The sequence below is a fragment of the Acinetobacter sp. PK01 genome (assembly GCF_022819285.1).
GTDB classification, from domain to species: Bacteria; Pseudomonadota; Gammaproteobacteria; order Pseudomonadales; family Moraxellaceae; genus Acinetobacter; species Acinetobacter tandoii.
The window spans coordinates 1,868,099-1,887,277 of record NZ_CP094643.1 but is presented as its reverse complement, the minus strand read 5'-3'; the positions used below and the strand labels follow the sequence as shown (position 1 = coordinate 1,887,277).

The window sequence follows — 19,179 nt, the reverse complement described above, 5'->3', positions numbered from 1 at the left end:
TTGGCTTGATTTTGCCCTTGCAACTTTTAGGGATAATGCTATGTTGATGTGAAGGATGAAGAAGAATTGAGGAGCAGCAGAATGACTACACAAAAGTTTGATGCCATGCCAACGCAAAATGAAGGCATTAGTTTAGATGATATTAGTCCTGAAAAGGTGAAAGAAGCTTGGAAAGAATATGAAGCCAAGCCTGAATACAAGAATTTCAATAAGCATGACCTCATTGAATCCATGCAGCATGAGCATGAAGAAGATGAGCAGAAACCTGCTTAACACATTATAAAAAAGCGCTTTAATTTAAAGCGCTTTTTTATGTCTGTAGACCTTGTTATTTTAATAAAGGTGGTACAGCTTCGTAGTTCAATTCGACACGGCGGTTTTCTTTCCACGCATTTTCATCATGACCTGCATTGATTGGCATTTCTTTACCATAGCTGACTGCTTCTAATTGAGTCGGGTTTACACCATTCGTGATTAAAAAGCTTTCTACAGCTTTGGCACGACGCTCACCCAGTGCCATATTATATTCACGTGTACCGCGTTCATCTGTGTGACCTGTTAATGCCACTTTAGAGTTTGCATTGGCAACAAGGAACTGCGCGTGTGCTTGCAATGTTTGATAGTCTTCGTTGGAAAGATCACTGCTGTCGTAGTCAAAATGTACCACGCGTTTTGCTAGAAAAGCTTTGTTTGCGGCCGTAACTCCTTTTGAAGATGCGCCTGCAAGATTTTGTGCATTCAATGCAGCATCTTCACTTAATCCTTCAGTGCTGACGGTTGTACCCGCAGAAGTTGGTGTTTGACCTGTTTGAATTTCGGCTGTAGGTTTACGGCTGGCACATCCAGTCATAATTAGGGCTGAAGCCAAAACAGGTAAAACTAATAGTTTAAGAGCGTTCATCTTCATCTCCATAAAGATTGATTTTTAAAAATTATTTAGGTGCCCAAGCAGGTTCACGAACTTCACCTTGTTCACTTGGTAAATTCATACGGAAACGGCCATCGACCGACATAATTGAGAGCAAACCACGGTTGTCTTCGCGAGTGGCATACACCACCATTTGCCCATTTGGCGAGAAGCTTGGGGATTCGTCCAGACTGGTTGGGGTTAGAATATTGGTGATCCCCGTATTAATGTCTTGAATTGCAACTTTGTAGCTACTGCCACTTGGACGATGCACCAATGCCACTTTTTTACCATCGGCACTTAATGTACCTCGTGCGTTGAATGCACCACGGAAGGTAATACGCTTGCTACTGCCATCGGCAAAGCTATAACGGTAAATTTGTGGTGATCCACCACGGTCAGAGGTAAAAATAAATGACTTACCATCAGGTGCATAACGTGCTTCGGTATCAATTGCACTGTCATTGGTCATGCGTTGTAACTGGCGAGTATTTAAATCCATTTGGTAAATTTCTGGATTACCATGCATAGAAGCAGTAAATAGCATCGATTTGCCATCTGGAGAGAAACTTGGTGCGCCATTTAAGCCACGGAAGCTTGCCAGTTTCTCACGTTGACCTGTGGCTAAATCTTGTACATAAATCGCAGGACGTTTGCTTTCAAACGACACATAAGCAATTTTTTGGGCATCGGGTGTCCACGCAGGAGACAAGATTGGATCACGCGAGGTGAGAATAGTTTTAGGCTGTTCACCATCTGTATCTGCAATTTGTAAGGTATAGCGCTGCTCAGGTGTTGCAGGATTACGGAGTACATAGGCAATACGTCCGCTAAAATCCCCTTGAATGCCAGTTAATGCTTGGTAAATGGCATCGCTGATCATATGAGCAGCTTGACGTACGCGTGAAGTTGGTACGGTCAATAATTCATTGAGTAGATATTGTTTTTTTTCAATATCATAAAGTTGATAATGAACCTCATAACTTCCCGCAGCATTTTGTTTAATTTCCCCTGTGACAACATAAGGAACGCCCGCGGACTGCCAAGCAGCAGCATTAGGATTATTCATGCTCGCGCTTGCAGGTAGGTTTTGTGATGCACTGCTAAATTTTCCTGAACGATTCAGGTCATTTTCAACAATAGAATAAATGGTTTGATCATTACTGAATGGAATAATCGCAATTTTAGGGGCTTGTTCTGGTGCTTTGGCAATTTCTAAATGAAGTTGTGCATGACTGGTTTGAACAAGTAGCGGCATAAGTGCCGTCATGATTGCTAAACCAAGTAGATGTTTACGCGTATTTTCCATCATTCGCTGCATACTCTGAAACGTCAGTCTTTGTGGGTTGTGTGAAATTGCCTAACATAATGGCATGAATTTGCATGATTTAAAGCATTACATTATGGCTAAACTGTTATAACACTGTGAAAATACTTAATCGCCATGCTTTGGGCATGGCTATTGTGATTATTGGGCAGTGAAAGATGAAGTAAATGTGCGCGCTTCACGCCGTGCATCAGGGTCTGAAGGCATTGGATAAGGTGCCGCTGCACGAACTGCGGCTTCGACACTGGCTTTCATATCTGGGTCGCTTGCATTGACGACAACGGATAAAACTGTACCACTTTCACTTAAGGTGACTCGGGCACTGGCTTTTTGACCTGATGCGCTTGCTGGTGGATTCCACGCACGCTTGACTTTGTTTTCAAAGTCTCGTTTTGCTGTAGAGGCAATACGTTTTGCTTCAGCTTTTTTATTGGCAGCTTCTTCCGCCGCTTTCTTAGCCGCAGAGGCTTTAGCTTCTGCTTCAGCACGTTCTTTTGCATCAGCATCTGCCTGCGCCTTGGCTTTTGCAGCGGCTTGAGCTTTTGCAGCAGCATCCGCCTGTGCTTTAGCTTTTGCAGCGGCATCCGCTTGTGCTTTAGCTTTTGCAGCAGCATCCGCCTGAGCTTTAGCTTTTGCAGCGGCATCCGCCTGAGCTTTAGCTTTTGCAGCGGCATCCGCCTGTGCTTTGGCTTTTGCAGCGGCATCCGCTTGAGCTTTGGCTTTTGCGGCAGCATCTGCCTGAGCTTTTGCTTTTGCGGCAGCATCTGCCTGAGCTTTTGCTTTTGCGGCTGCATCTGCCTGCACTTTGGCTTTTGCAGCGGCATCCGCTTGAGCTTTGGCTTTTGCAGTAGCATCCGCCTGCGCTTTGGCTTTTGCAGCAGCATCTGCTTGCGCTTTGGCTTTTGCAGCAGCATCTGCCTGCGCTTTGGCTTTTGCGGCAGCATCTGCCTGCGCTTTGGCTTTCGCAGCAGCATCTGCTTGCGCTTTGGCTTTTATAGCAGCATCCGCCTGAGCTTTGGCTTTTGCATCAGCATCTGCTTTTGCCTGAGCTAAACGAGCCGTCTGTTGCTCAGCTGTATTGGTTTTTGGAGGTGCCACAGGAATGACAGGAGCAGGTTCTACGCTAGGTTCTGCTGTTTGTGTAATTTCAGGGGCAATATTTTCATGCGCAGTTTCTGAAAATTCAGTTTCTTCGAGTGGAGTAGGTTGTAAATCTTGCGGTTTAATTAATATAGTTTTGATTTGCTCGGGTGGTTTAGGTGGTTTACTCATTCCTAAATAAAGCAAGCCAACAACCGCAAGTACATGTACACCGAAGGTAAAACCCAGTGCAATTGCGTTTTGTTTGAAAGGTGGCTTTTTAAAATTCTTCATATTACTTTAAAGGTTCGGTCAGTAAACCAACTTGGGTTAAGCCTGCATCTTGAAGGCTTGACATTAAAGCCATCACCTCTCCATAAGGACGAGTTTGATGCCCATTGATTACCACATTGAGTTTTTTGTTATTTTGTTGAGCTTGCGCTTGATACTCGACCAATATTTGGGTGAGTTCTGTTAGCGCAAGCGGCCCCGTCGTTTGACCTTTTTGTTCTAAGAAGTAGGTGCCATCTGCTTTTAAAGAGACGATAGAAGGAGCATCTTCAGACTGTAGCGGAGTGCCATTAGCTTGCGGTAAATCAACTTTAATACCGCTGGTGATCATAGGGGCGGTGACCATAAAGATCACCAAAAGTACCAACATCACGTCAATATAAGGCACGACATTCATGTCGCTCTTTAATGGTTTTTTAATGCGCTCAAAGCGTCCTGAACGTTGAATCGCCATCAGTCATTTTCCTGAACAGAACCTACCGACTGACGTTGTAATAGCGCCACCATTTCTTCTGCAAACAAAGCACGGTCTGAATAAATAGCTTCGCCTTTAGCAGTAAAATGGTTGAAGGCTAGAACGGCTGGAATCGCTGCAAATAAACCAATCGCAGTTGCAATCAAAGCTTCCGCAATACCAGGTGCAACAGTCGCTAAGGTTACTTGATCGACATCTGCCAGACCAATAAAGGCATTCATAATGCCCCAAACAGTTCCAAACAAACCGACATAAGGTGCGACAGAACCAATACTGGCTAAAGCACCTAGACCTTGTTCTAAATTACCCTGATCACGGCTTAAACCAACACGTAAAATACGTTCAGTACCTTCGATGGTTTGTTGTGTTGCTGCATGACGTTTTTTAAGTTTGAGATATTCCCCCAAACCTTGATAGAAAATGTCTTCTAGCCCGACACGTTTAGAGTTGAGTTGAGCATTGTTGTAAAGGGTATTGAGTTCGGCACCCGACCAGAAGATTTTTTGGAAATGTTCATCATCTGCTTGGGCTTTTTTATAGCTCTGATGTAACTTGGCAATCAAAAACCAACTATAGAGTGATGCAAATAAAAGTAAAAGCATCACCAGTTGTACGACAGGACTTGCTTGTAAAATGAGGTCTGAAACGTGAAGTGTGGAGTCTAATTGATTTGCCATAGTTACACTGGAGTCGAGTTTTCTTAGATTTGTTCTAACTCTTTACGAATTAGATCGCGAATTTCATCTGGCAAACGACGAGGTTTCATTTCGGCACTGATACATGCTAACTCGACTTCGCCAGAAGCTAACAAGATTTCACCACGATAAATATTTTGTTGCAATACAAAAGACGTAGCTTTACACGAAACTACACTTGCTGTAACAGTAATGAGGTCATCCATGAGAATTGGACGCATGTATTTAACATTAATTTTGTGCACCACGAAGTTGTAGTCTTTTTGGTGCCAGTAATGGTCTACACCAGAGGCACGTAACCATTCGGTACGGGTACGTTCCATAAAGCGAATATGGTTGGCATGATAGACAATACCGCCTGCGTCAGTGTCTTCAATATATACACGAATTTGAAATTCGAATTTATTCGCCATGATAGTGTTCCATGTCTAGATTTAATATGGTGTTTCGAAGCCCGTGCTTTTCCAAAGCTGCTTAGAATAATTGCAGGTACAATGGGGCTGATTCATGGGCTAGGTAATGCCATGAAGTTTAGCAGTTTGAAATGACCGTCCAATGGCACAAGATTTCAATCTGAAAATGGATGAGGTTAAGTTTGAATAATAAAAATGAATATTTCGATTTACATTTTTTGGGGGAAAGATGAGCCGTCGAGCCTATTTAATTTGGTTGATTGTGATTATTACAGGACTCATTTACTGGTGGAAGCCTAGTCCTACGATTGAAAATGCTAAAGATCATCAACGAGTTAGTGACACAGTTCAAACCTTTGATGGTTATACCATGACCAATTTAGCGAATTATGAGGGGCAATTTAGAGTTTTATCACGGGAAAACTACCGTTCTGGACGTGAAGCAGAGCTTAGCCCTGTCGATTTTGCCTTGGGATGGGGCGCGATGGCAGATCCATCCGTTTATAAACAGCTTTCGATACGCCAAAGTAATCGCTGGTATTACTGGCGTTATGAAAATCAGCCACCGATTCCACGCCATGAAATTGAAACGCATAGTGCCAATACACATTTAATTCCTGCCAATGAAACGATTGCCAAACAATTGGCTGATGTGGATCAAGATGACTTGATTTACTTAAAAGGACATTTAGTCGAAGTAAAATCGGCAGATGGCTGGATGTGGCGTAGTTCACTAAGTCGTGAAGATACAGGCAACGGGGCATGTGAGTTAATGTTGGTGGAAGAGGTGAGGGAGCTATAAGTCAATAGCAGATAAGGAATAAGGCTAATTCAAGCATCCTGCGAAATTGAGATAGATCATGAATTAGTATTAGATGTGTTGAATGATATGAATCTGACTTTTTCATTATTCACTGAGGTGGAAAAGGAATGGTCGAGCTGCATACTTTATGATCTAAAAGATAAAAGGGGATTTAATGAAAAGAATAATTATAGCTGTGTGTATAGGTTTAATCTTTTTAATCGCATGTGAGCAGAAAAAAACAGAACCTGAATTTATAACACCACGCGACCAATATGGTGCACGCTATAGTGTAGGTGATTTAGGAGGAAGGCCTGTTAACCTTGGTAGAGAAGCCCCATGGGTTGAATATGAAGATAATACAGGCTTTGTAACAGGTAAGAAATATAAACGTCAGACGCGGACCTATCAATCTAAAATTCAGGCCTTTGGATTTGATATGCGCTACACCGATGGATTGGTTTTAGTCGTTTATTATAAAGCATCGCCGTATTCGGAGAAACAATATAACGCAGAAATTAATCTGCCTGATAATCATTGGGTAAGAGTAAGTGTATATGCAGGTCAGAGTTATAATGGAGACTTAACAACTAGGCTAATTAATTCAACTTTAGAAACGAGGATAGAGTCGAAACAAAATTTAAAAGAATTCAATTATATGAACATATATTTGCCAACTAGCGATTTTGAATATGGTTTACAAAAATATGTGCCCCATCCTGAGTGGGTCGACGAAAACACTAGATTAATGAGGAAAAATATTAGTACACCAAAGAGCCTATATGATATAGACGATTTATATGTTCAAAAAGACTCTAAAGGAAAAGTACTCACACTCATTAAATGTGAACATTCTGAATACCCATTAGCGCGAATATGTGAACAAGAATTTGTTTTAGAGCCTGAAATGAAGGTTCGAATCTCAGCAGTATTTCAAAGCGTTCATCTACAAGATTGGAAAGTCATTCAACAACAAGCAAAAAAAGTCGTACAGGGTTTTATTGTCGAACCTAAAAATTTCAACGGTGTATAACATGACAGCTATAAACATACTTAGGATAATCTGATCATCAATTCAATTTTAAATATCTTATAGGTCGTTGCGACATCAAACATTCTTGTTTAAGCAGGTATCTAAAAAAAGGAGACAAGCTCCCTTTTAAATCATTTTTCTTTCGGTTCAGGCGGTGTCATCCCAAACTGTAAATACGCCATATTTGTGGCAATACGACCACGCGCAGTCCGCATGACATAACCTTGTTGAATTAAATATGGCTCAATCACATCTTCTAATGTGCCTGAATCTTCAGCCATGGCAGCAGCTAAAGCTTCAATACCTGCGGGACCACCATCAAATCGCTCAAGCAGCATGCTTAAATAACGACGGTCTAGAGTATCTAAACCGTCTTTATCAACATTTAGCATATCGAGTGCACGTTGTGCCATGTCTTGCGTTACTTCGCCTGTACCTTTCACTTGGGCATAATCACGAACTCGACGTAATAATCGGTTAGCAATACGTGGTGTTCCGCGTGCGCGGCGTGCAATTTCTGCCGAGCCTTCACGGGTAATCGGTACATCCATTAAATTGGCAGAACGCGTGACAATATGGGTTAAATCGGACACCGAGTAAAATTCAAGACGTTGTACAATCCCAAAACGGTCACGTAGTGGAGACGTCAATAAGCCTGCACGTGTAGTCGCTGCGACAAGGGTAAAAGGGGGTAAATCCAATTTAATTGAGCGGGCTGCTGGACCTTCACCAATCATGATATCGAGTTGGTAATCTTCCATTGCAGGGTACAGAATTTCTTCAATTACAGGTGAAAGACGATGAATTTCATCAATGAACAGCACATCGCCTTCTTCAAGATTGGTCAGCATAGCAGCCAAATCACCTGCACGTTCTAATACAGGTCCTGAAGTCGATTTTAAGTTGCCACCCATTTCACGCGCAATAATATTGGCCAGTGTGGTTTTACCCAAACCAGGTGGACCAAAAATCAAAGTATGGTCGAGTGCTTCGGCACGACCACGTGCGGCACCAATAAAGATTTCCATTTGTTCACGTACCACAGGTTGACCAATATAGTCATCCAGTGAGGTAGGGCGAATGGCTCGATCGATATGATCTTCGGGTTTTTCGGAACCACCGATGAGACGGTCTTGCATATATTATTTAAACTTTAAGTGAATAGGCTTCGTAGCAAAATGTCAGAAAAGAAATTGTGTACCTTGGTGCAGTCTTTCCAGCTTCGAGCGAAATTCAGGCATAACCTGCGGTTCGCCTTACTTTTGTTTTGGCAAAAGTAAGCAAAACCATTGTCATTCGCAAAACTCATCGAATGAAAGTTCGTATCGACTATATCGCAGAAACATTGTTGTGCAAATGTCTCCTGATTCGAACAGTTGCGAATGACGTTTACGTGTATCGAATGACGTCTTAGAGGAAGTACTTTATTTATTCATCGACTTGAGTGCAGCACGGATGATGTCACTGGCTTCAGTAAAATCACCTTTTGCCGCATTTACGAGTTTTTGAGCTTCTAAAGGTTTATAACCCAAAGATTGTAATGCGGCTTCAGCTTCGGCAACGGCTGAGTTACCTGTAAATTGAATTTGTTCCACTGTAGAGTTGCTTGGAACTGTACCTGTAGACATGGCTTTAAAACGGTCACGTAATTCAATCATTAGGCGTTCAGCAGTCTTTTTACCCACACCAGGGACTTTAACCAGTGTATTTACATCTTCATGTTCAACAGTATGAATCAGCATATCTACGCTTAAAGTCGAAAGAATCCCCAAAGCCATTTTGGGGCCGACACCATTCACTTTTAACAGTGTTCGGAAGATGAGTTTTTCTTGCTGATGTAAAAAACCATACAGTAATTGTGCATCTTCACGAACTGCCAAATGCGTCCACAATGTGACTTTTTGTCCTTTTTGTAATTGGCAAAATGTCGATAAAGGTGTGTCAATCTCATAGCCAACGCCGTTGACATTGAGCAGTACGGTCGGGGCTTCGAGGGCAAACACTTCGCCAATTAAACATCCAATCATTTTTAAAGCTTCACTATTTTAGGTGTATACGGTTGCCAGTAGGAAAGTTGTGCTTTTAAGCTTACTTATTTAAAAGTCATGTTAAAAGCATGTTTATCTTTAATATGGGTTACATCAAACCAGACTTATTGCCTTGCAATTCTTGTGAAAGATTATAGGCTTGATGATCTGAAAACTTTGAAATAATATCCAGTACTTGCATAATATTTTCATAATGATTGTTGCCAAAACGCGCACCTGAACGCTGTAAAATAGTAAACAGGCGTTGCTCCTTAAAACTTAATGTTTTATGTGGCGTCGTAAGCGGAATGAAAGCATCTAGAATATTCTGCAAACTTTGATGGGCAATAATTTCTAATCCCGCTTTTTGTGGATGTTCAAAAATCTTATCCCGTGCCAGCTCTTTGGCGCGGTTGATTCCCAATTCAATATCTTCTGCACAGTATTGTAATAGGCTGCCTTTGAGCTGTCCTGTCAGAATTTCATAATGATGTTTGGCAAAAGCTGTGGTCACTTCATCGACCAGACGTTTCATTACCCGACCACGCAATGCCGCAATTTTTTGTTGCCAAGTCGTATCCATCGAGAGTTCGGAAGGCTTGCCATAGTCCGCAATTAAGTCAAGAAAAATGGGTTCAACTTCTTCATAGCTGAGCATATTTAAAATAATGCCATCTTCTAAATCAATTAGGGCATAACAAATATCGTCTGCAGCTTCTAATAGATAGGTTAGTGGATGACGGCAGTAACGATCTTTTGCCAATTGAATGAGTCCAAGTTGCTCTGCAATTTGCCTCAATATTTCTTTTTCAGACTGATAACAACCAAATTTAGCACGCATGCTGGCTGGGGTATTGCCTTGTTCGGCAATGGTTTTGGATAACCACGGATACTTTAGATATGCACCTAAAGTAGCGTAAGTTAAACGCATACCACCATCATTGGGATGGTAGTCAATTTTAGTCAGTAAGCGTAAACCTTGCGCATTACCTTCAAACTGACGGACATCAGCTTCTTCTTCTGGAGTGAGTTTTGCCAAAAAATTGCCGTGTGAGGCATCATCAAACCATTCACGAATGGCATATTCCCCTGCATGTCCAAAAGGGGGGTTGCCAATATCGTGTGCTAAACATGCAGCTTGAATGATGGCACCAACATCGGCAGGAGAAATCCAGACAGGAAGTTCGTCTTTTATTTTCTCTGCTGCGAGCATGCCAAGAGAGCGGCCTATACACGATACTTCAAGTGAATGCGTGAGGCGCGTATGGATGCCATCATGTTGCGTTAGTGGGTGGACTTGGGTTTTACGGTTGAGCTGTCTAAAACTTTGCGAAAAAATAATACGATCATAATCTTTATGAAAAGGGCTTCGAGCTTGTTCTGTACTTTGTTTTTTACTACCAATCCGAACTGTGGAAAGCAGTTCTAACCAACGCATTTGTTCCATTTATTATGTTTCATAGAAGGATTGCTTAAATCATGCCAAAAAATGTTGGGTTGCACTAGAGCAGTGCGACACGATTTGTCGGTTGTAAGGTAAATAAAGTGGCGTTGAGGTTTAAATTGAAGGGTAAAAGAATGAAGCAGAATCTTGAATTGAAGTTTTGTGTATATTTTAGGCAATAATAAATATCTTTTTTGAAAAAAATCTCCCTATTTCAGCTTTGCTAGTCAATCTAGTTATTTATTTTTATGTCATTTTATCTAAAAAAGTGTAATAAAACGGTTGTAAGTGAAATTCTTGCAGGATTAGGTTACATAATCAGGGTTATCCATCTAGCTGATTTGACCTTTTCACAGTAGAATATGTGACTCTCTTCAAAGTCACATTGCGGTAAAGTTCAAAAGACTTGCCCGTGGAGCCAAAATCAGCATGTTTATCGTGGCCGGTGCACCAGCACATTCTTCTTTTAAGAAAACTCAACTATTATCACGTCTAGCGTCAATTAGTTCTGTTCAATCAATAGAAAGCCAATGGGTCTATCTGTTTGACCAAGCGCTCAACGAGCAACAGCAGCAATCTGCTTTACAATTATTAAATGAAGGTGAAGTCTTCCAAATTCGTCAAGCTGCGAATGATGAAGTCCAAATTTTAGTGACACCTCGCGTAGGTACAATTTCACCATGGTCTTCTAAAGCGACGGATATTTTTGCCAACTGTAATACCCCGATACACCGCCTTGAACGCGGTGTTTTGTTTACTTTAAAAGGTATTTCTGAAGTATCGAATGAAGTAAAGCTGGCGTTACATGACCGCATGACTGAGAGCGTATTTAGCAGCATTGAAGATGCTACGGCATTATTTCAAGAAACTGCACCAAAACCTTTAAATTCAATTGATATTTTGGGTCAGGGTAAACAGGCATTGGTTCAAGCCAACTCTGAATTTGGTTTTGCTTTGTCTGATGAAGAAATCGACTACTTAACTGAAGCGTTTATCAAGCTTGGTCGTAACCCGCATGACATCGAATTGATGATGTTTGCTCAAGCGAACTCTGAGCACTGTCGTCACAAAATTTTCGGTTCTGAATGGACGATTGATGGTGAAGTTCAACCATTATCATTGTTCCAAATGATTAAAAATACCTATAAAGAATCACCAACTGACGTTTTATCTGCCTATAAAGATAACGCATCGGTGATTGTGGGTTATGACACACAACGTTTCTACCCGAAAAAAGACGAAGACACAGGTCACTATACATATAAGTATAAGAGTCAAGCGGCTCACATCCTGATGAAAGTGGAAACCCACAACCATCCAACAGCGATTGCACCATTTGCAGGCGCAGCAACAGGTTCGGGCGGTGAAATTCGTGATGAAGGTGCGACAGGTCGTGGTGGTAAGCCGAAAGCAGGCTTAACAGGCTTTACTGTATCGAACTTGAATATTCCTGGTTTTGAACAACCGTGGGAAGAAAACTACGGTAAACCATCGCGTATGGCATCTCCACTTCAAATCATGATTGAAGGTCCATTAGGTGGTGCGGCGTTTAACAACGAATTCGGTCGTCCTGCTTTAAATGGTTATTTCCGTACTTTCGAACAGAATGTAAACGGTGAAGTGAAAGGCTTCCATAAGCCAATTATGATTGCAGGTGGTTACGGTAATATCCGTCCTGACCATGTAGAAAAAGATGCGATTCAACCGGGCGACTTACTCATCGTTTTAGGTGGTCCTGCGATGCTGATCGGTCTTGGTGGTGGTGCTGCATCATCTGTAGATAGCGGTACGATGGGTGAAAGCCTAGACTTCGCTTCGGTACAACGTGAAAACCCAGAAATGGAACGTCGTTGTCAAGAAGTGATTGATACCTGCTGGCGCATGGAAAATGAAAACCCAATCGTGTCTGTACATGACGTAGGTGCGGGTGGTATTTCCAATGCAATGCCTGAATTGGTGAATGACCATGAGCTCGGTGCTATTTTAGACCTTCGTAAGATTCCTTCACTTGAACCTGGTATGTCTCCAATGGAGATTTGGTCAAACGAAGCGCAAGAACGCTATGTACTCGCAATTAAGCCTGAGTCTTTAGAATTATTTGAATCGATTTGTGCACGTGAACGCTGCCCATTCGCTGTATTAGGCGAAGCGACAGAAGCTCGTCAATTGACTGTAAATGATCCATTGTTCGATAACAAAGCAGTGGATATGCCAATGCAAGTCATGCTTGGTGGTACACCACGTATGAGCCGTTCATACGAAACCATCGAGCGTAAGGGCGATGATTTTGATGCTGCTCAAGTGGACTTGAAAGATGCGATTTTCCGTGTATTAAAGAACCCAACAGTTGCGTCTAAATCATTCTTAATCACGATTGGTGACCGTTCAATTACAGGTATGGTTGCGCGCGATCAGCTCGTAGGTCGTTGGCAGGTTCCTGTTGCTGATGCAGCAGTAACCACGACAAGTTTACAAGGTTATACAGGGGAAGCGATGGCAATGGGTGAACGTCCACCTGTGGCATTGTTAAACCCAGCAGCATCTGCACGTTTGGCAGTGGCTGAATCCATTTCAAACATCATGTGTGCCAATATCGAACAGATCAGTGACATTAAATTGTCAGCAAACTGGATGGCAGCAGCAGGGCAAAAAGGTGAAGACCAAGCCTTGTTTGAAGGTGTCAAAGCGATTGGTATGGAAATGTGTCCTGCTTTAGGTATTGCAATTCCAGTAGGTAAAGACTCACTTTCGATGCGTACCACTTGGAATGACGAAGGTCAGGACAAGTCAGTGACTTCGCCAATGAGTGGTGTGATTACCGCATTTGCTCCTGTAAATGATGTACGTAAGACCTTAACGCCTGAATTGAAAAATACTGATTCTGTATTGGTTCGTATTGATTTATCTAAAGGTCAATTCCGTTTAGGTGGTTCGATCCTTGCGCAAGTCTATAAAGCGATTGGTTCAGTTACTCCAGATGTTGACAGTTTTGCGGATTTCAAAGCGTTCTTTGATTTGGTACAAGACTGGAACAACCGTGGCTTAATTCAAGCTTACCATGACATTGGTGATGGTGGTTTATTGGCAACTGTTGCAGAAATGATGTTCGCTTCACGTTTAGGTGTAGCACTAGAAAATCAATCTACAGCAGCGTTGTTCGCAGAAGAAATTGGCGCAGTGCTTCAAATCAGTACTTCTGACTGGGCGACTCTTGCCGATGAAGTTGCTGCATCAAGCTTAAAAGATGCCATTTCAGTTGTAGGTTCAGTCAATAACACAGATCAGTTAACGATCAATGGTTTGACTTTACCTCGTGTTGACTTACAACATGCTTGGGCTGAAGTATCACACCAAATTCAACGTTTACGTGATAACTCTGAAACTGCTGATCAAGAATTTGCCTTAATCGCAGACAATTCACACCAAGGCATTATTGCACAGCCTACTTTTGATTTGAATGAGCCAGTTGAAGCGCCGTTTATTAATTTACGCCGCCCAAGTATGGTGATTTTGCGTGAACAAGGTGTCAATGGCCAAACTGAAATGGCGGCTGCATTTGACAAAGTTGGCTTTAACACAACCGATGTACACATGAGTGATTTGCTTGCAGGTCGAGTGGATTTAAATGACTTCGAAGGCTTGGTAGCTTGTGGTGGTTTCTCTTATGGTGACGTTCTAGGTGCTGGTGGTGGTTGGGCAAAATCAGTCCTATTTAACCCACGCTTACGTGACCAGTTCGAGAAATTCTTTAACCGTCAAGAAACATTCACTTTAGGTGTGTGTAACGGTTGTCAAATGATGTCACAACTTGCGCCGTTAATTCCTGGTGCAGATGCTTGGCCACGTTTCCATCGCAACACTTCAGAAGTATTTGAAGCACGTGCAGTGAACGTTCGTATTGAAAAATCACATTCTGTATTGCTTGAAGGTATGGAAGGTTCGATTCTTCCAATTGCTGTTGCACATGGTGAAGGTCGTGTGGTGGCAACTGCGGATCAACTTGCTGCGTTAAATGCGGGCAACCAAGTGACTTTACGTTATGTAGATAGTCATGGAAACCCAACTCAGCACTATCCATTGAACCCGAATGGTTCTCCAGAAGCGATTACAGGTGTAACTTCTAAAGATGGTCGTGCAACGATTATGATGCCGCATCCAGAGCGTAATTTCCGCGCCATTCAGCATTCTTGGAAACCTGAAGAGTGGACTGAAGATGGTGCATGGTTACGTATGTTCCGTAATGCACGTAAGTTTATCGGTTAATTGAAAAATTAATCTTTGAGAATGCCACTTTTAAGTGGCATTCTTTTTTTATAAACATAAGAAATTCTAATTATCAAATATAAGAGGATCTAAATTGAAGAAAGTTATCTTATCAATGATTTCTACAGCAGTAGTATCAGGGTTTGGTATTTATTGTTTGTTAAATGGATTATTAGAAGGTACAGAATCAGTTATATTAATTTCAGGTGGGGTGTTTGTTGGTTTTATTGTTTATCTTTCTTCTGAAATACAGGAATTCACGATAGCTGGCAATGCTGTCAAATTTAAAGATTTAAAAAATGAAGCTGAACAGACAATTAAAGAATTAAAAGATGCTAGAACTGAAATCTTTCGCTTATTACTGCCACAAACTTTAAAATGGGGTGGAGGCTTTGAAGGATCTTCTAAAGTAGATAGTCGCATTCAGAATTTTATTGATTTATATCAAAAAATACAAGAGTTTAACTGTATCAATGATTTAAGAAAAGAGATTACAGAAAGTTTAAGAGTATTAATCGTTACACAGTACAATAATTTGAATTTTATACATAAATCAGAATATTTGAATCCTAGTGATAGTTTAGAAAGATTATGGTTGCCACGTGATATATCAATACATTTAACTGATGAAATGATTAATAGTTTAATTCAACCAAATGGAACTCAATCGAATTACAAAATTGTTAAAGAAGATATTTTCAATGCTATTGAAGCGTATACACAGCTTTATGGTATTTATAAAAAATTAGAATAAAGTCAATAATCTAATATTTGTCTACCGTAAGATTATTTAATATTTTGCTGCATAAATTGATCAACTTGACGGGTATAGTCATTATTTTGCCCCAAGTTCCGATTAATTTCGGCATGTGACAAGGGCAGAGGTAAATAGGCTGTTGAAGTACCTAAAGCTTTGGCTTGTTGAATAAATGAATGCGCTTGTATACAAGGTTGATTAGGACGAATGGTGGAGCAGACCGCCAGAAAAGCAGGCAAGGAATGTTTTAACTGAACTTTGGGTGAAACCAAACGCCAGTTTTCTTTAGAAGGCCCAAAAACACGATCATAAAATTGAGAATGTTGATTGGACATGATGGTTTCTATGTCATAGGCAGCACTATCTAAGGCAATCGTTGCTTTCCATGGTTTGGGAAAATTTGAAATCCATTCTGGGTGAGTAGAGAGTAAGGTGACCAAATGTGCACCTGCAGAATGTCCCATCATGATGATTTTGTGACTATCAGCCTGCCAATTTGAGGCATTCTTTTGCACAAAATTCAGTGCATCGGCAATATCTTGAGTTTGCTGTTGCACTGTGACTTTAGGAACTAAGCGATAATTCACTGAAATCACGATCCAACCTTGTTGATTCCAATAGGTCGCTTTATGCTGTATTAAGCCTTGATGAGACTTATCTCCAATACTCCATGCTCCACCATGTACAATCATTAAAATGGGTGCAAGTTTTTGATTCGGCGGATTGGATTGCGGTAGATAGACATCTAATTTTTGTAATGTATTGGGTCCATAAGCAATATTTCGTATTGTATTTTTTGCTCGAAAAATATCTAGATTTTGAAAAAAGTTAGCATAGCTAGTTTGCATATTAAACAATACGAGCAGACAAAAAGTAACAAGGGAAAGAGGACGTTTCATTATTATCCCAACTCTTTTTTTGTGTTGATATTTTAGCACTGCTATAGATGCAGTTGTACGACTTTAAAATCATCAGGATATAGTTTGAAAAATCTGAACTGTATAAAGCGCTAAAAAGTTGGTGTAAAATTTGCTTAATAAATAATCGAAATATGCAGTTTATTAAAATGATAATAGTGTAGGAGATAGCAAATGATAAAAACAGCAACATATCCAAATAAGATGGTGCTTAAGCAAAAGGGCTGGAAGTGGTTCGTGGTTGTGGTCAGTCTACAATTGAGCTTAATACTCGGTTATGTCATTGCACAAAATCTGTAATGTCTAAAATAAGACATTAAGAGCCATCAAATCTGGCTCTTAATCGTTGGTAAATTATGAGTTGTTATTTTGGTATTCGGTAATGACTTCTAATGCTGCGCGGAAGGCTTCTTGTGTTGCAGGCGCGCCACAATAGGGCAAGCTGTGTAGTAACACTTCCTGAATTTCTTCAACTGTCGCTCCATTGTTGAGTGCACCACGGACATGTCCTTTCAGTTCGGTGGAACTTTTGAGTGCAGTTAAAAAGGCAAGGGTTATTAGTGAGCGATATTTACGAGGTAACACACCTTCACGTTGCCAAGTCGAGCCCCAAGCATGTTCATTAATCCAATCTTGTAGCGGTTGAGTAAAAGGTACAGTATTGTCTTGAGCACGTTTGACAAAACTTTCACCCATTACTTCGGTGCGTACTTTTAATCCATTTTCATAATCTTGCTGAGACATTTGAGTCACTCTTCTTCATTAAAAAGTGATAAAAGTTTAACCTTTTATCACTTTGATCTGTATGATTTTTTCAAAACTTGACAGTTAATCAACAAGTTCTACGGCAATTGCAGTCGCTTCACCACCACCAATACAGAGTGTAGCTACGCCTTTGGTTTTACCTAAACGCTTTAATGCATAGATTAACGTTAAAATGATGCGTGAGCCTGATGAACCCAATGGGTGACCCAATGCACATGCACCACCGTTTACATTAACTTTTTCAGGGTCTAGATTGAAAGCATCAATAGCTGCCATGGTCACCATAGCAAAGGCTTCATTGATCTCCCATAAATCTACATCTTCTACAGACCATCCCGCTTTTTTCAGGACTTTTTCAATTGCAGCCACAGGCGCAATGGTAAATTCTGAAGGATGTTGAGAGTTAGTTGCTGTAGCGCGAATATGGGCCAGTGGGGTTAAACTGCGAGCTGCCGCCTGTTCAGCCGACATCACCAACATGGCAGATGCACCATCTGAAATGGAACTTGAATTGGCTGCGGTGATGGTGCCATCTTTGGTAAAGGCAGGACGTAGGTTTGGAATTTTATCAATATTGGCATGAAACGGATTTTCATCTTGTGCCACAATTACCTCACCTTTGCGGCTCGACACGGTAATTGGTGCAATTTCAGCTTGTAAAAAACCATTTTGAATAGCAGCTTGCGCACGAGTTAAAGAACGAATTGCAAATGCGTCTTGTTGCTCGCGAGTGTAGCCTTTTTTATCGGCCATTTTTTGTGCCAGAATACCCATTGAAAGTCCAGTTTCTGCATCTTCTAGACCTTCTTGGAACATATGGTCTTTCACTTCGCCATGACCCATACGGTAACCTGAACGTGCTTTTGGTAGTAAGTAAGGTGCATTACTCATGGATTCCATACCACCTGCCATGACAATTTCAGCATTACCTGCGCAAATAGCATCGGCAGCCTGCATCACAGCTTTCATACCTGAACCGCAAATTTTATTGATAGTGGTTGCACCAACATGATCAGGTACGCCTGCAAGGCGCATTGCTTGGCGAGCTGGAGCTTGTTTTAAGCCCGCAGGTAGAACGCAGCCCATAATAACTTCATCAATATCCCGAGCGGCAACGTTTGCACGGTTTAAAGTCTCTTGAATAACGGCTGCGCCAAGTTCTGGGGCTGAAAGACTTGATAGTGCGCCTTGAAAACTTCCCATTGCAGTTCGGCTACCAGCAACAATGACGATGTCTTTATTCATGTTTATCTCCGTGTATTTATATCTGTTCCGTTCTTGTTAAATCAAAACTAAAGCAGCCGAAGCTGCTTTAACTCATCTGATTTATGCGCTTACCGTTTCTTGAACGTTATCGACAATCAATTGTACGCCAGTAACCGCTTGAATTTGTTCTAAGCTAACATCTTTCGCCAGCTCAATGAGTTTCACACCTTCAGGCGTAATGTCCATTACACCTAAATCACTGATAATACGATTGACTACACCTTGGCCAGTCAGTGGTAGAGCACATTGTTCCACAATCTTGGGACTACCATCTTTGGCACAGTGTTCCATCAGCACAACGACTTTTTGCACACCAGCAACCAAGTCCATCGCACCGCCCATACCTTTAACTTTCTTGCCTGGAATCATCCAGTTGGCAAGGTCACCTTGTTCAGAAACTTCCATCGCACCCAAAATGGCAATATTCACGTGACCACCACGGATCATGGCAAAAGATTCTGAACTTGAGAAAAATGCAGCGCCTTTGCGTGCAGTTACGGTTTGTTTACCTGCATTAATCAGGTCGGCATCTACGGTTGCTTCGTTTGGAAATTCACCTATACCCAATAAACCATTTTCAGACTGTAACCAGACATTGATATTCTCTGGAATATAGTTGGCGACCAACGTCGGTAAACCAATACCAAGATTGACATAAAATCCATCTTCAAGTTCTAGTGCAGCACGTGCAGCCATTTCATTGCGTGTCCAAGCCAT

The 19,179-nt window shown here is 41.4% G+C and carries 19 protein-coding genes; 6 read left to right on the top strand and 13 right to left on the bottom strand.

What is annotated here, in order from left to right; genetic code table 11:
• Positions 1–81 precede the first annotated feature (81 nt).
• Positions 82–273, top strand: coding sequence for an NF038105 family protein (locus tag MP622_RS08965; protein ID WP_016165948.1), 192 nt, complete (start codon positions 82–84; stop codon positions 271–273).
• A gap of 55 nt (positions 274–328) precedes the next feature.
• Here MP622_RS08965 and pal read toward each other — a convergent pair whose 3' ends face one another.
• From pal to ybgC, 6 genes are all read right to left on the bottom strand, one after another.
• Complete coding sequence (gene pal, locus MP622_RS08960) at positions 329–901, bottom strand: peptidoglycan-associated lipoprotein Pal (protein ID WP_243790578.1); 573 nt, start codon at positions 899–901, stop codon at positions 329–331.
• A gap of 31 nt (positions 902–932) precedes the next feature.
• Positions 933–2,216 (bottom strand): Tol-Pal system beta propeller repeat protein TolB, encoded by a 1,284-nt coding sequence (gene tolB / locus MP622_RS08955; protein WP_026441291.1) that lies wholly within the window; start codon positions 2,214–2,216, stop codon positions 933–935.
• A 159-nt stretch (positions 2,217–2,375) separates the two neighbouring features.
• A complete protein-coding gene (gene tolA / locus MP622_RS08950; RefSeq protein ID WP_243790576.1) occupies positions 2,376–3,608 on the bottom strand; it encodes a cell envelope integrity protein TolA in 1,233 nt (410 codons plus the stop codon).
• 1 nt (position 3,609) lies between these two features.
• Positions 3,610–4,059, bottom strand: coding sequence for a protein TolR (gene tolR / locus MP622_RS08945; protein WP_243790575.1), 450 nt, complete (start codon positions 4,057–4,059; stop codon positions 3,610–3,612).
• On the bottom strand, positions 4,059–4,757 hold the full coding sequence (tolQ, locus tag MP622_RS08940; RefSeq protein ID WP_243790573.1) for a protein TolQ: 699 nt from the start codon (positions 4,755–4,757) through the stop codon (positions 4,059–4,061). Before tolQ ends, tolR begins: the two co-directional genes overlap by 1 nt.
• Before the next feature lie 23 nt (positions 4,758–4,780).
• Entirely contained in the window at positions 4,781–5,188 is a 408-nt protein-coding gene (gene ybgC, locus MP622_RS08935; RefSeq protein ID WP_044739346.1) for a tol-pal system-associated acyl-CoA thioesterase, read from the bottom strand.
• A 229-nt stretch (positions 5,189–5,417) separates the two neighbouring features.
• Here ybgC and MP622_RS08930 point away from each other — a divergent pair, with 229 nt between their 5' ends.
• Complete coding sequence (locus tag MP622_RS08930) at positions 5,418–5,990, top strand: hypothetical protein (protein WP_243790571.1); 573 nt, start codon at positions 5,418–5,420, stop codon at positions 5,988–5,990.
• Between the two features lie 175 nt (positions 5,991–6,165).
• Positions 6,166–7,023: a hypothetical protein gene (locus tag MP622_RS08925; RefSeq protein WP_044739348.1), complete on the top strand. Its 858-nt coding sequence runs from the start codon at positions 6,166–6,168 to the stop codon at positions 7,021–7,023.
• A 131-nt stretch (positions 7,024–7,154) separates the two neighbouring features.
• On the opposite strand, the gene ruvB is transcribed toward MP622_RS08925, so the two are convergent.
• From ruvB to MP622_RS08910, 3 genes are all read right to left on the bottom strand, one after another.
• On the bottom strand, positions 7,155–8,162 hold the full coding sequence (gene ruvB / locus MP622_RS08920; protein ID WP_243790569.1) for a Holliday junction branch migration DNA helicase RuvB: 1,008 nt from the start codon (positions 8,160–8,162) through the stop codon (positions 7,155–7,157).
• Positions 8,163–8,447: 285 nt separating this feature from the next.
• A complete protein-coding gene (ruvA, locus tag MP622_RS08915) occupies positions 8,448–9,050 on the bottom strand; it encodes a Holliday junction branch migration protein RuvA (protein ID WP_016167371.1) in 603 nt (200 codons plus the stop codon).
• A gap of 109 nt (positions 9,051–9,159) precedes the next feature.
• Positions 9,160–10,497 (bottom strand): deoxyguanosinetriphosphate triphosphohydrolase, encoded by a 1,338-nt coding sequence (locus tag MP622_RS08910; protein WP_243790567.1) that lies wholly within the window; start codon positions 10,495–10,497, stop codon positions 9,160–9,162.
• Positions 10,498–10,923: 426 nt separating this feature from the next.
• On the opposite strand from MP622_RS08910, the gene purL reads away from it, so the two are divergent.
• Both purL and MP622_RS08900 read left to right on the top strand, forming a co-directional pair.
• The gene (purL, locus tag MP622_RS08905) at positions 10,924–14,757 is read left to right on the top strand and encodes a phosphoribosylformylglycinamidine synthase (protein WP_243790566.1); all 3,834 of its coding nucleotides are present in this window, start codon (positions 10,924–10,926) and stop codon (positions 14,755–14,757) included.
• 94 nt (positions 14,758–14,851) lie between these two features.
• Positions 14,852–15,511 carry a hypothetical protein gene (locus MP622_RS08900; protein WP_243790564.1) on the top strand — a complete coding sequence of 220 codons (660 nt, stop codon included), beginning with the start codon at positions 14,852–14,854 and terminating at the stop codon, positions 15,509–15,511.
• Positions 15,512–15,543: 32 nt separating this feature from the next.
• On the opposite strand, the gene MP622_RS08895 is transcribed toward MP622_RS08900, so the two are convergent.
• On the bottom strand, positions 15,544–16,413 hold the full coding sequence (locus tag MP622_RS08895) for an alpha/beta hydrolase (protein WP_243790562.1): 870 nt from the start codon (positions 16,411–16,413) through the stop codon (positions 15,544–15,546).
• A 192-nt stretch (positions 16,414–16,605) separates the two neighbouring features.
• On the opposite strand from MP622_RS08895, the gene MP622_RS17400 reads away from it, so the two are divergent.
• The gene (locus MP622_RS17400) at positions 16,606–16,731 is read left to right on the top strand and encodes a KGW motif small protein (protein WP_016167376.1); all 126 of its coding nucleotides are present in this window, start codon (positions 16,606–16,608) and stop codon (positions 16,729–16,731) included.
• 54 nt (positions 16,732–16,785) lie between these two features.
• On the opposite strand, the gene MP622_RS08890 is transcribed toward MP622_RS17400, so the two are convergent.
• The 3 genes from MP622_RS08890 to MP622_RS08880 form a co-directional block, all read right to left on the bottom strand.
• Positions 16,786–17,175 carry a carboxymuconolactone decarboxylase family protein gene (locus tag MP622_RS08890; protein ID WP_243790560.1) on the bottom strand — a complete coding sequence of 130 codons (390 nt, stop codon included), beginning with the start codon at positions 17,173–17,175 and terminating at the stop codon, positions 16,786–16,788.
• Positions 17,176–17,259: 84 nt separating this feature from the next.
• Positions 17,260–18,441 carry a thiolase family protein gene (locus tag MP622_RS08885; RefSeq protein ID WP_243790558.1) on the bottom strand — a complete coding sequence of 394 codons (1,182 nt, stop codon included), beginning with the start codon at positions 18,439–18,441 and terminating at the stop codon, positions 17,260–17,262.
• A gap of 81 nt (positions 18,442–18,522) precedes the next feature.
• Positions 18,523–19,179 (bottom strand): CoA transferase subunit B, encoded by a 657-nt coding sequence (locus MP622_RS08880; RefSeq protein WP_243790556.1) that lies wholly within the window; start codon positions 19,177–19,179, stop codon positions 18,523–18,525.